14 protein-coding genes and 1 riboswitch are annotated in these 16316 nt (G+C 36.2%); of the genes, 7 read left to right on the top strand and 7 right to left on the bottom strand.

Annotated features, from left to right (window positions below; all coding sequences use genetic code 11):
• Positions 1-93: 93 nt before the first annotated feature.
• Together ABDJ41_RS18200 and ABDJ41_RS18195 are read left to right on the top strand one after the other, a co-directional pair.
• Positions 94-2058 (top strand): DUF3858 domain-containing protein, encoded by a 1965-nt coding sequence (locus ABDJ41_RS18200; RefSeq protein WP_349787515.1) that lies wholly within the window; start codon positions 94-96, stop codon positions 2056-2058.
• A 5-nt stretch (positions 2059-2063) separates the two neighbouring features.
• The gene (locus tag ABDJ41_RS18195) at positions 2064-3983 is read left to right on the top strand and encodes a DUF3858 domain-containing protein (RefSeq protein ID WP_349787514.1); all 1920 of its coding nucleotides are present in this window, start codon (positions 2064-2066) and stop codon (positions 3981-3983) included.
• On the opposite strand, the gene ABDJ41_RS18190 is transcribed toward ABDJ41_RS18195, so the two are convergent.
• The 6 genes from ABDJ41_RS18190 to mqnE form a co-directional block, all read right to left on the bottom strand.
• Entirely contained in the window at positions 3969-4091 is a 123-nt protein-coding gene (locus ABDJ41_RS18190; RefSeq protein ID WP_349787513.1) for a hypothetical protein, read from the bottom strand. The genes ABDJ41_RS18195 and ABDJ41_RS18190 overlap by 15 nt on opposite strands.
• A gap of 11 nt (positions 4092-4102) precedes the next feature.
• A complete protein-coding gene (locus ABDJ41_RS18185; protein ID WP_349787512.1) occupies positions 4103-4612 on the bottom strand; it encodes a C40 family peptidase in 510 nt (169 codons plus the stop codon).
• Between the two features lies 1 nt (position 4613).
• A complete protein-coding gene (gene mutS, locus ABDJ41_RS18180; RefSeq protein WP_349787511.1) occupies positions 4614-7223 on the bottom strand; it encodes a DNA mismatch repair protein MutS in 2610 nt (869 codons plus the stop codon).
• An 87-nt stretch (positions 7224-7310) separates the two neighbouring features.
• The gene (locus ABDJ41_RS18175; RefSeq protein ID WP_349787510.1) at positions 7311-8036 is read right to left on the bottom strand and encodes a menaquinone biosynthetic enzyme MqnA/MqnD family protein; all 726 of its coding nucleotides are present in this window, start codon (positions 8034-8036) and stop codon (positions 7311-7313) included.
• 9 nt (positions 8037-8045) lie between these two features.
• Complete coding sequence (locus ABDJ41_RS18170) at positions 8046-8657, bottom strand: histidine phosphatase family protein (RefSeq protein WP_349787509.1); 612 nt, start codon at positions 8655-8657, stop codon at positions 8046-8048.
• A 1-nt stretch (position 8658) separates the two neighbouring features.
• Positions 8659-9852, bottom strand: a complete 1194-nt coding sequence (mqnE, locus tag ABDJ41_RS18165; protein WP_349787508.1) for an aminofutalosine synthase MqnE — start codon at positions 9850-9852, stop codon at positions 8659-8661.
• Between the two features lie 109 nt (positions 9853-9961).
• Here mqnE and ABDJ41_RS18160 point away from each other — a divergent pair, with 109 nt between their 5' ends.
• Positions 9962-10171 (top strand): DUF6965 family protein, encoded by a 210-nt coding sequence (locus ABDJ41_RS18160; RefSeq protein WP_349787507.1) that lies wholly within the window; start codon positions 9962-9964, stop codon positions 10169-10171.
• Between the two features lie 253 nt (positions 10172-10424).
• Here the strand turns inward: ABDJ41_RS18160 and ABDJ41_RS18155 are convergent, their stop codons facing one another.
• Positions 10425-10907: a hypothetical protein gene (locus ABDJ41_RS18155; RefSeq protein WP_349787506.1), complete on the bottom strand. Its 483-nt coding sequence runs from the start codon at positions 10905-10907 to the stop codon at positions 10425-10427.
• A gap of 114 nt (positions 10908-11021) precedes the next feature.
• On the opposite strand from ABDJ41_RS18155, the gene ABDJ41_RS18150 reads away from it, so the two are divergent.
• The 4 genes from ABDJ41_RS18150 (at position 11022) to ABDJ41_RS18135 (ending at position 16278) form a co-directional block, all read left to right on the top strand.
• On the top strand, positions 11022-12149 hold the full coding sequence (locus ABDJ41_RS18150; RefSeq protein WP_349787505.1) for a trans-sulfuration enzyme family protein: 1128 nt from the start codon (positions 11022-11024) through the stop codon (positions 12147-12149).
• Between the two features lie 149 nt (positions 12150-12298).
• A riboswitch (SAM riboswitch) is annotated at positions 12299-12413 on the top strand.
• A gap of 225 nt (positions 12414-12638) precedes the next feature.
• On the top strand, positions 12639-13946 hold the full coding sequence (locus ABDJ41_RS18145; RefSeq protein WP_349787504.1) for an O-acetylhomoserine aminocarboxypropyltransferase/cysteine synthase family protein: 1308 nt from the start codon (positions 12639-12641) through the stop codon (positions 13944-13946).
• Positions 13947-13970: 24 nt separating this feature from the next.
• The gene (locus tag ABDJ41_RS18140; protein ID WP_349787503.1) at positions 13971-15029 is read left to right on the top strand and encodes a homoserine O-acetyltransferase family protein; all 1059 of its coding nucleotides are present in this window, start codon (positions 13971-13973) and stop codon (positions 15027-15029) included.
• Between the two features lie 7 nt (positions 15030-15036).
• Positions 15037-16278, top strand: coding sequence for a homoserine dehydrogenase (locus ABDJ41_RS18135; RefSeq protein ID WP_349787502.1), 1242 nt, complete (start codon positions 15037-15039; stop codon positions 16276-16278).
• Positions 16279-16316 lie beyond the last annotated feature (38 nt).

The raw sequence follows: 16316 nt of genomic DNA, 5'->3' as shown, positions 1-16316 counted from the left end.
ACCTTTATTTATGTCTAATTAGTTATCATATCGGTTTTTATTTTCAAAAATCTAACTTATCTTGCAGCATTTTATAAACTATAACGCTCGAAAATGAAATACCTTCTTTTACTACTTTCCCTTTCTTTTTCAACCCTATTATTCGGTCAGGACTTCGAGTACCTTAAAGTTAAACAGGATGAACTAAACCTTAAGCAAACTACAATTGATACTAATGCCAGTGCTGTAGTTTTACGTGAATTTGGTACAGCTTCAGTTGGTATTGATGATAATAATGGTTACTTATATATTGACTTTCATTATCATGTAAGAATTAAAATATTAAACAAAAATGGCTTCGAACATGCAAACATTGTCATTCCGCAGCGCAAGTATGGTGACAAAGAAGACCGGATTTATGATCTAAAAGCAAGTACGATCAATTATATTGATGGCAGAATAGTGACCACAGAATTGGATAGGAAGAAAATCTTTGAGGAAAAGAAGAATAAATATGTTACCCTGACTAAGTTCACAATGCCTGGCTTATCTGAAGGAAGTATAATTGAATACAGTTACCGCGTCCAATCCCCCAGGATCTTCAATTTCAAAACCTGGGAGTTTCAGTCGGAAATCCCTAAGCTACACAGTGAATTCATTGCAAATATCCCCGCCAACTACAATTATAATGTAACACTACGAGGAACGCAAAAACTAACTTCTCAAGATGCTGAAATCAATAGAGAATGTTTAAGGATAGCAGGAAGACCTATGGACTGCTCAAAAATGACTTATATCATGAAAGATATACCTGCTTTGATTGAAGAAGACTATATGACTGCAGCAAGTAATTTCAGATCAGCTATTAACTTTGAATTATCAGACTATATAAGCATCAGGGGTGTTAAAACAAGTATAACTAAAGAATGGAAAAATATAGATTATGAACTGATATCTGAAAGAGATTTTGGGGGACAATTAAAAAGAAAAGATATTTTTAAAGATATTGTTACTATTATAACAGGAAATGCAACTGACCAGCTCAGTAAAGCAAAGAATATTTATTACTATATAAGAAATAACATTAAAAGCAGTGGTTTTATAGGTATCTACAGTGAAAACACCATTAAAAAAGCATTAGATATAAAATCAGGAAATACTGCTGATATTAATTTTGCATTGATTGCAGCACTAAGTGCTGCAGATCTGGATGCTGAAGCTGTTATTCTTTCAACCCGTGCGAATGGTTTAGTGAACAACTTATTTCCTGTCATCAGTGATTTCAATTATGTAATTGCCAAAGTAAATATTGATGGTAAATCTTTTTTACTAGATGCTTCAGAGCCTTTGCTGCCTTTTGGCTTGCTGCCTTTACATTGCATCAATGGACAGGGCCGTGTAATTCCTTTGAAAAAACCTTCCTACTGGTTAGACCTTAAAGCAAGTCAGAAACGAACAACACGTTACAATTTAAGTGCAGAGTTAGGAAGAGATGGGAAATTAAAAGGAACTTTGACTTCATACTCTTTTGGATATGCAGCATTGAATAAACGTGAAAAAATATTAAAATCAAGTTCCGTAAATGAATATGTAGAAAAACTAGATGAGAGTATGCCCGGTATTAGTATCATTAAACATGAAATAAATAATGTGGATAGTCTTGAAAATCCATTAGTTGAAACCTACGATATTGAAATGCCTGTTTTTGAGGACATGAACAATAATCCTTTATTCTTTAATCCTTTTTTTATTGAAAAAATCTCAAAAAATCCTTTTAATCTGAATGAACGCACTTATCCGGTTGACCTGGGTTCAGAAAGTGAACTTCGAATCAGTATGTCTATAAAACTGCCTAATAATTATATCTTAACTGACAAACCTAAGGATCTGAATATTGGTTTAGTCAATAACGGAGGTCGGTATTTATGTACTACAGCATTAAATGAAGGTATACTCAGTTTTAGTCAGCTTTTACAATTCAACAAACCAATTTATGAATCTCAGGACTACCTATCTCTAAAGGAGTTTTATAGCAGAATTATACAATTGCAAAAAACAGATATCATTCTTAAACGATGAACAAAATGATGTTGAAACAAATTGCTTTAGGTATACTTATACTTTGCTCTTTCAGCAGTTATTCCCAAACTGAATATGCTGTTGATAGGATTTCTCCAACATTAAAGAATCGTGCAAATGCCGTAATCAGAAAAATGGAAACTACGGTAGATATGCGAAGTCCTGATAATGTTGTCCAGACAGTCAAAAGTGTTATTACGGTATTGAATAAAGGAGGTGATAGTAATGCTGAAATTGTGCTGGGGTATAATAAAAATACAAGCATTAAATATGTTAAAGGAATCATATACAATGCTGATGGAAAATCAACTGGAAAATTTGCACTGAACAATTTTACCGACCATAGCGCTGTTAGTAACTTCTCTTTATTTGAAGATGACCGTATAAAACATTTTTCACCTTCTGTATCCGATTATCCTTATACTATATCATATGAGTTTGAAGTCAGATCTAAACAAAATCTCATTATACCTGATTGGTATGCAAATCGTATTCCTGATGTTGCTGTTGAACAAAGCACCTATACATTTATCTGCAAACCAACAGATAAAATAAGAATAAAAACACACAATTATTCAGGAGAGCCAGAAGTCCTGGACCAGGAAAAGATTAAAAGTCAAACCTGGACTGTTAAAAACTTACTTCCTTTTAAATATGAACCTTTTACACCCGATAGGGAGAACTATCTTACTTGTGTTAAAATAGCTCCTGAAGAATTTAGCTATTATGGCCATAAAGGAAAATATCAGAACTGGGAAGAACTGGGCAAATGGGTTTTCAATGACCTGATCAAAGACAGACAAGCATTAAACCCTATAGCTGTTGCTGAAATTAAGGAACTGGTGAAAGACTTAACGAACGACAAGGATAAAGCACGCAAGGTTTATGAATATGTACAGAAAAGGACGCGTTATATTAGTGTACAGATAGGTATTGGAGGTCAGCAACCTATGCAGGCCAACGAAGTGCACCAACTTTCTTACGGAGATTGTAAGGCACTGGTTAATTATACGCAAAGTCTGCTCAAAACACTGAATATTCCATCCTGGTATTGTGTCGTTAATGCAGGTGATTTCAAAAAGGACATGGAAGCCGACTTTGCAAGTATGGCACAAGGGAATCATATCATACTTTGTCTTCCTTTAGAAGGCGATACGACCTGGCTCGAATGTACTAGTCAGAATAGTCCTTTCGGCTTTTTGGGTAGCTTTACCGACGACCGTACCGTACTGGCTTGTCGGGAAGAAGGTGGAAAAATACTAAAGACCCCAACCCTATCTACTCAAATGAACTTACAGAATCGTAAAGCGACTCTTGTTATTGATGTAAATGGCAATGTGAATGGCTCTATAAAGACTACTTTCCGCGGTTCTCAATATGATAATTATGCTCAGTTCGAAAATCAGCCACTACCAGAACAACTAAAACTTCTTAAAAAGTTCTATGATGTAGATAATATTAATTTTGATTCTTTTAATCTCAGTTATGATAAAAGTATTAATCCCAGCAGCAAAGAAACACTAAAACTCAGCATTCAAAAATACGCTGCAAAAACCAATAACAATAACGTTTACCTTGTACTAAATGCTTTTAATAAAAACCGAACCATTCCGGAGATAAAAAACAGAACCCTGCCTGTTTTTATCAATAGAGGTTATACAGACCTTGATGAAATTATCTACACCATCCCTGACCATTGGAGTATTGAATATCTTCCAGAAGACATAGAGCTAAAAAATAGCTTTGGTTCTTACAAGGTAAGTGTAAGAAAAGAAGATAAAAGATTGGTTTATAGCAGAAAAATGACTTTAAACAATGGGACTTATTCAGCAGATAAATATACTGACTTCTCAAATTTCATAAATAAAATAAGTTCGAACGACAGGATAAAAGCTGTATTTAAAACTGGTTTAGCTCAGCACTAAAATTCCAACTCCGATACCGATAGCCATAATCAGGTACATCAGCACCTCTGTAGTTGCAAACTTTTTATATTTAGCCCAGAATGTGAAGTCTTCTTTTTCTTCTGCCATGATATTAATTTTTATAATGTGCCTGCTTTTACAAAAGCTCTCTGATAAGCAGGAATACTTAAATCATCCACGATAACTCCACGTGTGGTAGATGCGTGTACAAAAAAGTTATTATTTAAGTATACCCCAACATGATCAATCTCTCCCCCGCCAAATGAGAAAAAGATCAAATCACCTTCTTTAAGATTACCTATACTCTTTTTCTTAACAACATCAGCCTGATCTCTTGATCTTCTTGGGAGATTGTTACCATAAATATCTTTTTGAAGCAAAAAAGCAAAACCAGAACAATCAATTCCTCTTTTATCCAGGCCTCCATAACGATACTGAACTCCTGTCCAATCGGTAATGAATTTATACAATTGCTTATTTTTCAAATGCGACATCGCATCTGCGGCTTTAGCAGCCGTTTCAGCACCTGGTCTCGCTGTATATTTTCTTGAACTACAAGCAGAAAAAAACAGGACAGACATCAGCGTCACTATTAAAATTCTTCCTTTTATTCCTTTAAATACACTCATGCTATTGTTTAATTAATCGCTGTATCTCGTCCAGCTTCAATAAAGCCTCAACCGGGGTCAGCACATTCACATCAAGATTATTCAACATATCTCTGATCTGAACCAAAATAGGATCATCAACTGCAAACATGTGTAATTGATAAGCCTGGTTCTGCACCTTTTTAATACTATCTTTTATGCTCTGACCCTCCGTACGGTCTATTTCTAATTTCTTTAAAATCTCGTTAGCCCTACTTATCAATTTAGGTGGCATACCTGCCATTTTAGCCACATGGATACCAAAACTGTGTTCACTACCACCAGGAATCAGCTTACGTAAAAATATAATCCTGTTACCTACCTCTTTTATAGATACATTAAAGTTCTTAATGCGGCTCATAGTATTGGCTAGCTCATTTAACTCATGATAATGCGTTGCAAAGAGTGTTTTTGGTTTAGCCGTCGGATGTGTATGCAAAAATTCTGCAATAGCCCAGGCGATAGAAATCCCATCGTAAGTACTCGTACCCCTTCCAATTTCATCTAATAAAATTAAACTATTATCAGATATATTATTCAGAATACTTGCAGTCTCATTCATTTCGACCATGAATGTACTTTCTCCGGATGACAAATTATCCGATGCACCTACACGTGTAAAGATCTTATCGACAAGGCCAATGGTTGCAGCCTTAGCCGGTACAAAACATCCCATTTGTCCCATCAATACAATCAAGCCCGTTTGTCTTAGTATGGCTGACTTACCTGACATATTGGGACCAGTTATAATGATAATCTGCTGACTCTCATTATCTAAAAATACATCATTTGTAATGTATTCCTCTCCTACCGGTAAGCGCTTTTCAATCACCGGATGTCTTCCCCCCTTAATATCCAAAGCCTTACCCTTATTGATCTCCGGCTTTACATAATGGTTCTTAACAGCTAATTGTGCAAAACAAAGCAATACATCCAGTTGCGCTACTAAGAATGCATTAAGCTGAATAGATTTAATATAAGTACTAACCTGATAAATCAATTCGGCATATAATTTAACTTCAATCTGCTGAATTTTCTCTTCAGCACCTAAAATCTGTTCTTCGTATTCTTTTAACTCTGGCGTGATATAGCGTTCAGCACTTACCAGTGTTTGTTTCCTAATCCAATCTGCAGGAACTTTATCTTTATGTGTATGAGTAACTTCCAGGTAATAACCAAAAACATTATTAAAGGCTACTTTTAGTGAAGGAATACCTGTACTTGCTGCTTCTCTTTTCTGAATCTCTACCAAGTAATCCTTACCACCAAAAGATATTTTACGCAAACGGTCAAGTTCCTCATTTACCCCATCAGCAATTACATTTCCTTTAATCAATAAAGCCGGTGGATCCTGATGCAGTTCTCTTTCCAGTTTCTCTCTGATACTCAGGCAAGGCTCTAATTGATCTGCAAGCGCCATAAGAAATGGATTCTTTGATTGCCCAGCCAGATTTTTAACGGCCTCAATATGGTATAATGATTTTTTAAGCTGACATAGTTCTCTGGGCCCTACTTTTTGCAGTCCAACCTTAGAGATCAGCCTTTCCAGATCACCAATTTGTTTAATATGTGATAAGAAATCCTGCAACAGGGTATCATTCTTAACCAGGAAATCGACCATTCCTAAACGTTCCTGAATAGGCTTTAACTCTTTAAGTGGCATAATGATCCATTTGTGTAACAAACGAGCCCCCATAGGTGTTGAAGTTTCATCCAGAACCTGAAAAAGCGTTACCGCATTTTCATTGCCAGAACTTACTAACTCCAGGTTACGGATGGTAAAACGATCCAGCCACATGTATTTATCTTCCTCTAAACGAGAAATAGAAGTAATATGTTTTAAATTACGGTGTTCAGTTTCATTCAGATAATGCAAAGCTACTCCTGCAGCAACAATTCCAATCTGTAACTTATCAACCCCAAAACCCTTCAAAGAATTAACCTCAAAATGCTTGGTTAAAATCTCATTTGCATAATCGCTGGTAAAAGCCCAGTCGTCAAGATGAAAAGTATAAAACCTGTCACCGAACAACTCCATAAACTCTTTCCTTTTGCTCTTTTGAAAAACAACTTCATTAGGTTTAAAGCCTTGTAACAGCTTGTCAATGTACTCGACATTGCCCTGAGCGACATGAAATTCCCCAGTAGATATATCTACAAAAGAAACACCCAACAAATTCTTATCAAAATATATAGAAGCCAGATAATTGTTAGATTTCTGACTAAGTATATTGTCGTTATAAGCCACTCCTGGTGTAACAAGTTCCGTCACTCCCCTTTTTACAATAGTTTTTGTTGTCTTGGGATCTTCCAGCTGATCACATATTGCTACCCTTTGTCCGGCTCTCACCAACTTAGAAAGATAATTATCCAATGAATGGTGTGGGAAACCAGCCAATTCCAAAGCTCCATTTGGCCCGGTGCCTCTTCTAGTTAAAACAATTCCTAAAATCTGGGACGCTTTTATTGCATCTTCACCAAATGTTTCATAAAAATCGCCAACTCTAAATAGCAATAATGCACCTGGATACTTTGCTTTAATTGCATTGTATTGCTGCATTAACGGGGTTTCCTTAGTATTATCTTTAGCCAAAATGATTATGTTTTACAAAATCGTAAAGATACTATTTGAGTAGTAGTCATTACGATTTGTTGAAAATTTAAAAAATGTGAATAGGTTTTACAGTTTCGTAATATAAGATAAAAATAGCGTCAGCGCCTCACGCTTTTTATCCGTCAACTCGAAATCCAATTTATGCATCAGATAATCATCCAGATCAAAATTTGATTGTTTTGGCAATTCTTCCAGTAATGCTTTACGTTTAGACAAACCGAAAGACAGTGCTTCATTAAAATCATTGATAAACGATTGTGGTATTGTTTTATTGGCCACCCATGCTGCATATACAAATGGTAAACCAGTAAAATTCATCCATTCTTCGCCCATATCATAAGCATATGCAAAGCTTTCCTTTTTACCAAAAGTACGATCTCCAATAAGTACAATCGCATCTGTTTCTACATCAGAATCTGTCGTAAAAGTTACTTCTTGCTTAAAATGAAATTTTAGCAATACTTTAGCCAGATTATTTGATGTCCGTGAATGACTATCCAGCTTTACCGATTTAATTTCTGAAACAGGTATTTTGCTGAAAATAAATACTGAATTCACTGCTCCGACTGAGCCGATGCAATAATCGGCAACAATATTAGCATTAGGAACTAATGGTATTGCAGCAACAGGAATCAAGCCTATATCCACCTGTCCATCAATCAATTTAGCGGCACAATCAGTAGGTATATCTAAACTCAGGTCTATCTGATCCAGCAGTGCTGAATGTTCAACTCCATAAATAAAGGGCTTGGTATTGGTATAGGAAACGGCAGAAATTTTAATCTTATTCAACAATGCTGCTTATTTTAAATGATTGGTATTGTTAAATTCGGTGATTACAAAATCATCACCGGTTAACGTAACTTTATAAAGAGTAGTATTTAAATGAGGAAAGTTGGTCATTTCCGATAATGGAAGCTTAGTCAACAGGCATAAAAACAGACGCATAGCGCGACCATGCATACAAATCAAAACAGTTTTCTCATTCGCAGCATTTTTAATCACCTCCAAAGCCTCTTTTTCCCTTGCCAACACTTGATTCGGACTTTCACCTCCATCAAAATGCGCATCGAAATCACCCGATTCCCATTTCTCCATCAGGCCTTTAAACGCAGTAATAGCCTGTTCGTCATTTGGCTGTCCTTCCCATACTCCCCATGCCAGCTCATCCAATCCGGAAAGTTGTTCCCAGGGTAAACCAGCATCAATAAACCCTTTAACAGTCTGATGTGTACGTTTTAATTTGGAAGTGTATACTTTATTAAAAGGAATGTCTTTGTACATTTCATAAAAGGCAGCTGCTTGTGCCCGACCAGTATCATTCAGATCACTGTTTATTCCGCGTCCCTGTACAATGCCCTGTTTATTTAAATCTGTCTCACCATGTCTGATGATATATAGTTCCTTATCCATTCTAATTTATTACCGGCAATTTATAGTACTGAGGCTTTACCTCATCATCAAAAACGAAATCTGTATAATCTGTAACCACATTATACAATGTATCCCTTTCAATAGGTTTGCGGTTTACCTGCTTAATTAAATTTACCAGTTCCTGAGTATTCATAGCAGGATGCTGTTCTTCTGCACCAGCCATAGAGTAGATTTTGGTAGTATCATCCAGTGTTCCATCGATGTCATCTACTCCAAAATTTAAGGATAACTGGGCAGTTTGTCTGCTGATCATAGCCCAATAGGCTTTAATGTGATCAAAATTATCCATATAGATACGGGCAATTGCATAATTCTTCAGATCTTCAATAACCGAAACTTCAGGAACATGACTCATCTGATTGTTTTGATTTCTGAATTTAAGTGGAATAAAGGCCTGGAAACCTCCGGTTTTATCTTGTTGCTGACGTAGACGTTCCATGTGGTCTACCCTATGCCAGAATTCTTCAATATGACCGTACAACATGGTTGCATTGGTTTTCATTCCTAATTTATGTGCTTGTTCATGAATATCCAGCCATTGTTCAGCATTGCATTTATCATGCGCAATCTTTTCCCTAATTTCCGGATGAAATATCTCAGCACCACCACCTGGCATGGAATCCAAACCGGCTGCTTGTAAATATTTCATACCATCATAATGACTTAACTTCGCCTTTTTGAAAATATAGTAGTACTCAACTGGCGTTAAAGCCTTAATATGAAGATCAGGACGATGTGCTTTCGCCTGTCTAAAAAAATCGCTATAAAATTCCAGATTTTGTTTCGGCACTACACCACCAGTAATGTGAACTTCAGTAACGGGTTCATTATCGTATTTTTTTAATACATCCATCATTCCCTCTACACTCATTTCCCATCCCTCCTCACGTTGTTTAATCAGACGTGAGTAAGAACAAAACTTACAATCGTACACACAAACATTAGTAGGCTCTATATGAAAGTTTCTATTGAAGTAGGTATGATCACCATGCTTCTTTTCTCTGATGTAATTTGCTAAAACACCCAGATAACCGAGCTCAGCATATTCATAAAGGTAAACCCCTTCATCAAATGTAATTCTTTCCTGATTTTGAACTTTCGAGGCTATCGCTTTTAGTTCAGCTGACAGATCAGCATCTTCTAAAATCAAAGTTAGTTTTGAAGTAATATCCATCTGTAATGTATAATGTACAAATTTAGTATAAAATCATTATAAAGCGGTTTTTTAAAGCCATTTAACCTGTCAGCCCTGTGTAAAAGACAATAAATCCTATCTTTGCACCATGACTATTGAAGAACTAGAAGACTATTTTTCAGGAATAGATTTACCCCAATCCTTAGAACTTGGACCTGGCGTAAAAGCAAATGATGTACCTCATTTAATCCAAACCCATCTCACACTACTTAAGTTACACGGTAATGTACGTCCTTTCGAATGCTTCTACGATCGTCTTATCCGCATCAAAGAACTAATTGAAGAACAGCAACCCTAAGTTCAAATTGTCTCTTGATACAACCATTCCACTGTTTTTCTACTGATCTGATACTGGACAGGTAGTACTATACTAGTATGACAACAGTATGAGAGTAGTATGAGGTTAATATGAGTCATTAAGGTGACCTTAAACTTTACCGAAGGATGCTAAAACAAATAAGCCTGTTCTTCAATATGAAGAACAGGCTTATTTGTTAAATTCTGCACTACAGAGTGTCTTTTTTGACTAAAAAATCACCTTTGGCTATTTTTTACTTTGTAGCCTGAAAGTTCAACACGATATAAGCAGTACCATTACCATACTCTACCGGAGTTTTAATTGTCAACGTTTCTTTAGTCGCAGAAGAAAGCAGCATTCTATAACCTTCAGTTACATTTTTAGCTTTATCACCTTGATAGATCTTTTTAAACTGGAAAGTGTCCTCTTTTGGGCTTGCCGACCAGTAAATAGTCTGCATTTTACCTCCACATTCACTTCCTAATGTGTAGCTGCCATTACCACTATTGGTCAATCTCCATGCACTTCCAATAAAGCACTTATAAGAAGACTCACCGAATAAGGATTTAACATTCATTTCTGGAATACCCTCAAAAGTAATGTCGTTTAAAATCCAGTTACCGGTTACATTACTTCTTTTAACAGGTTGAGTCGTGGCTGCACCTTTTGGTGAACAGCTTTGCAGCACCATTAATACACCGCAAAAAAGGGCTGCTATCAAGAATATTCTTTTCATATTATGTATTTTTACATATCAAATACATAAATCCTGCCAAAACTTCAAGATAATAATTTTTACCTTTACAGTTATTGCTGTCCAGCTTTAAAACAATCATTTAACCCCATAGTAATGAGAGCAGAAACATTAGCTATCCATGCAGGAAATTTATACGACATCAGCACAAAAGATGTTACCCCACCAATAAACTTATCGACAACATTTTTAAGAAATGAAGAAGGTGGCTATTCTGGTGGACACATGTACAGCAGACTTAGCAATCCAAACAGATCGGCTCTGGAGAAGATCGTTGCAGAATTAGAAAAAGGAGCAGATGCTTGTGCACTTTCATCTGGCAACACTGCAGGTATGACTGTTTTCCAGGCACTAAAACCTGGCAGCCACATCATTGCACCGGATGACATGTATTGGGGATTTAAAAAACAGTTGCTAACCATTTTTGCAGACACTTTAAGTATTGACTTTGTAGACCTCAATGATTTTGAAGAAATCAATCGTCATATAAAGGAAAACACGGTAATGATCTGGACTGAAACGCCGTCAAATCCGCTACTCAAAATCACAGATATTTCAGCAATATCGGCAATTTGTAAAGAAAAAGGATTGATTTTGGCTTGCGATAGCACTTTTGCTTCACCATCGTTGCAAAACCCAATCTCATTAGGTGCAGATATTGTAATGCACTCTTCAACAAAATATATAGGAGGACATAGCGATGTACTTGGTGGCATACTAATCACTGCAGAGAAAAATGAACTTTGGGAGAAAATCAGGAATATACAGGAAGTTGGAGGAGCTGTTCCTTCCCCTTTCGACTGCTATTTGTTAGTGCGTAGTATCAAAACTCTGGCTTACAGGATGCGCGGACATTGTGAAAATGGTATGGCTCTCGCCCATTATCTGCAAAATCACCCGGCAATAGAAACTGTATATTATCCCGGATTATCAAGCCATTCCGGACACGATATTGCAAAAAAACAAATGAGAGGCTTTGGAGGTATGCTGTCTATCCTTGTAAAAGGTGGAAGTGATGAAGCAAGAAGAGTTGTTAACCAGGTAAAATTATTTGCACAAGCCACAAGCTTAGGGGGTGTAGAAAGTTTAATCGAACATCGCGCCTCAATAGAAGGACCAACTACCACCACCCCACCGAATTTAATTCGGATATCCGCTGGACTTGAACATATCGATGACTTAATAGCTGATTTAAACCAAGCTTTAGCCTATCAAAATAAATAAACAAAGCTTAAACAACAATCTTAAACACTTAACAAACAGATATTTAAAAAATATTCAGAATTTAATTTTGATTATATTTGTATTTAGCCCTATATTTGAATTAATTCTTTAGTGAAAGCTAATCAAGTCAACCTTCTTAATTAAGGTTTGATTTATAAAGAAGTGGCGAGAGACAGGCTCTTTGACCCACTGGCAACCCTCCCAAAATGGAGAAGGTGCCAATTCCTGACCAATCAGCATGGTGCTTGTTTGGAAAGATAAATTTAAACGTATGAAAACTATTATTTCTAATATCAATTATTATTCTTGTACGCCCCATACCATGTGTATGTGCAGCTGCATGCAATAATCTTTAAATCTTCCTTTTGCATTTCTTTAATTCATCCGGAAGGCCCACATGGGTACGCAATACAATATACATTCATATTTTACCTGAAGTATATCCTTACTAATACAATCAATCAAACCATATAAAAAAAATAAATTAATATGTCGACTTCTCATAAATTCGAAACACTACAAGTACATGCAGGTCAGGAAATAGATCCAACAACAGGTTCTAGAGCAGTTCCTATTTATCAAACTTCTTCTTACGGTTTTAAAAATTCTGAACATGGTGCAAACCTTTTTGCTCTTAAGGAATTTGGAAATATATACACACGCATCATGAACCCTACTACGGATGTTTTTGAAAAACGTATCGCTGCTCTTGAAGGCGGTGTAGCCGCAGTAGCAGTTGGATCTGGTATGGCTGCACAATTTATTGCATTAAATAACATTTTAGAGGCAGGTGATAACTTCGTTTCTTCTTCTCACTTATATGGCGGCTCTTATAATCAATTTAAAGTTGCTTTCAAACGCCTTGGTATTGAGGTTAAATTTGCCAATGGAGATGATCCCGAAGATTTCGAGGCTAAAATTGATGAAAAAACAAAAGCAATTTACCTGGAAACTATTGGTAACCCAGCTTATAGCATCATCGATTTCGAAAGAATATCTGCAATTGCCAACAAACATGATCTACCTTTAATTGTAGACAATACTTTCGGTGCTGCCGGATATTTATTTAAACCTTTAGAGCATGGTGCACACGTTGTCGTTCAATCTGCTACAAAATGGATTGGCGGACACGGTACAAGTATTGGTGGTGTGATCGTTGATGGTGGAAATTATAACTGGGGAAATGGTAAATTTGCACAATTCAGTGAGCCTTCTGATGGTTACCATGGTTTAGTGTTTAATGATGTATTCGGTTCTGCAGGTCCTTTCGGAAACATTCAGTTTGCCATCCGTGCACGTGTTGAAGGCTTAAGGGATTTTGGACCGGCTATATCTCCTTTCAACTCTTTCCAATTACTTCAAGGTTTAGAGACATTGTCATTACGTATGCAACGTCATGTTGACAATACACTTGCTTTAGCAAAATGGCTTGAAGGTCATGAAGCTGTGAAAAGTGTAAGCTACCCTGGTTTGGAAAGCAGCCCATACCATACAAACGCTAAAAAGTATCTGCAAAATGGATTTGGTGCCGTATTATCATTCGAATTACATGGTGCTAAAGAACAAGCTACTGCATTGGTGGACAGCCTTAAACTGGTAAGTCACCTTGCGAATGTTGGAGATGCTAAAACGCTGATTATACAGCCAGCAGCAACTACACACCAGCAATTAAGTGATGCAGAGCAAATCAGCGCAGGTGTTACTCCTAATCAATTAAGGGTATCTGTTGGTATTGAACATATTGATGATATCAAAGCTGATTTTGAACAAGCATTTGCTGCCATAAAAAATAAATAATTACAATTTTTCTACGTGTTATTAATGAGTACCTTATCCATATACAATTACACCAAGCCTTTTACGCTTGAAAACGGCAAAAAGATTTACAATCTTGAAATTGCCTATCAGACGTATGGTAAGCTAAATGCTAAAAAGGATAATGTAATTTGGGTTTGTCACGCACTTACAGCCAATTCCGATGTACTGGATTGGTGGAAAGGACTATTTGGTAATAATGCTTTATTTAATCCTGATGACCATTTTATCATTTGTGCTAATGTATTGGGCTCCCATTATGGAAGTACCAATCCATTAAGCGTAAATCCGGCAACAGGATTAAGTTATTACCTTTCTTTTCCTGAGTTTACCATCAGAGATCTGGTAGCTGCACATCAAGTGCTAGCAGCACACCTTAATGTAGAACAAATCAAAGTTCTTATTGGTGGTTCTTTAGGTGGTCAGCAGGCTTTAGAATGGGCTATTTCAGATCAAAACATGATTGAAAACCTAATTCTTATGGCTACAAATGCTGCACATTCACCATGGGGTATAGCTTTCAATGAAAGTCAGCGTCTGGCTATTGCGGCCGACCGTAGTTTTTATGCTCAGCAACATAATGGCGGTTTAAAAGGACTAAAAGTAGCAAGAAGTATCGCTTTACTATCTTACAGGACATATGATGCTTATGGATCAACGCAACTGGAAAGTGTAGACCATAAAACTGATAATTTCAGAGCTTCATCTTACCAAAACTACCAGGGAGAAAAGCTTTGCAAACGCTTCAATGCTTACAGCTATTGGTATTTAAGTAAAGCAATGGACAGTCATAATGTTGGTCGTGGCCGACAAAGTGTTACTAAAGCATTGGCAAGAGTAAAAGCCAATACATTAGTCATTGGAATTGAAAATGATATTCTTTTTCCTTTATCAGAACAGGAATTTTTATCCAAACACATTGCAGATGCAGAATTTTACAAATTAAAATCTGCATATGGGCATGATGGTTTTCTTATTGAAACAGGCACATTAACAAACGTAATTGGCACTTTCCTTAAAGAAAGTATCAACAAGAAAATAATTAAATTACATAAAACAGCATAATAATTAGATGAGCAAGAAACTTAAAATTGGTTTATTTGGTTTTGGGGTAGTTGGACAGGGATTACTCGATATTATTCGTGGTCAAGACTTAAATCTTGAAATCATTAAGATCGCAATTAAAAATCCTGAAAAGAAGCGTACGTTAGATGCACATCTTTTTACTACAGATCATGATGAACTCCTAAATAATAGTGAAATCAATACTATTGTCGAATTGATAGATGATGCAGATGCAGCTTATAACATTGTTAAAAGAGCATTAATTAGTGGTAAAAATGTAGTATCAGCAAATAAGAAAATGATCGCTACTCACCTTGCTGAACTAGTGGAATTGCAAAATAAACATGATGCATCTTTACTTTATGAAGGTGCTGTATGTGGTAGTATCCCAATTATCCGTAACCTTGAAGAGTATTATGATAATGAATTACTTCATGGTATCAGTGGTATCTTCAACGGTTCTTCAAATTATATTCTTTCTAAAATATTCAATGAAAATCTGGAATATGGAGTAGCATTGAAACAAGCTCAGGATCTTGGTTTTGCTGAATCGAACCCTATTCTGGACGTTGGGGGCTATGATCCTAAGTTTAAACTAGCCATTGCTACCGCACATGCTTACGGTCTGTTTATCAATCCTGATAACATTCTAAACGTTGGTATTCAACACCTTTCTGAAAATGACATCAAATATGCAAGAGAGAAGAACTTCAAAATAAAACTGGTTCCTACTGCACGTAAAATCAACACCAAACAAGTGATAACGTATGTATTGCCAAAGTTTATTAAGTCAGACGATTTTCTTTACAACGTAGAGAATGAATATAATGGTGTAACTGTACAGGCAGCTTTTGCTGATAAACAATTCTTCTTTGGAAAGGGAGCTGGAGGTCACCCTACAGGAGCAGCTGTATTGTCGGACATTGCCGCTTTGAGATATGATTACCGCTATGAATACAGAAAGTACAATCAGCACAATGGATTGCTACATACTGATGATGTAAATCTTGAAGTCTATCTACGTTATACGCATGAATACACAGTAGAGAAGCTACAAATTGAGAACATTGTAGAAAGATTCTCACGTGATGATTATAAATATGTAATTGGAAACGTGAAATTGAAAAACCTAATTGCAAATTGGGCTTTACTTGAGCAGAAAGATGTATTTATTGCCCATACCGGGAAATACACTTATACTGAACAGCAGATTGAGGCACTAGCACAAGAAGGTGTCTTATTAAACTAAAATTTATTTTGTTTTGATCATGAAAAAGGCCTCATAAT

It is taken from the genome of Pedobacter sp. ASV1-7, assembly GCF_040203335.1.
GTDB lineage: Bacteria > Bacteroidota > Bacteroidia > Sphingobacteriales > Sphingobacteriaceae > Pedobacter.
Note: the sequence above shows the minus strand (reverse complement) of the source record. Positions and strands in the feature narration are given on the sequence as shown.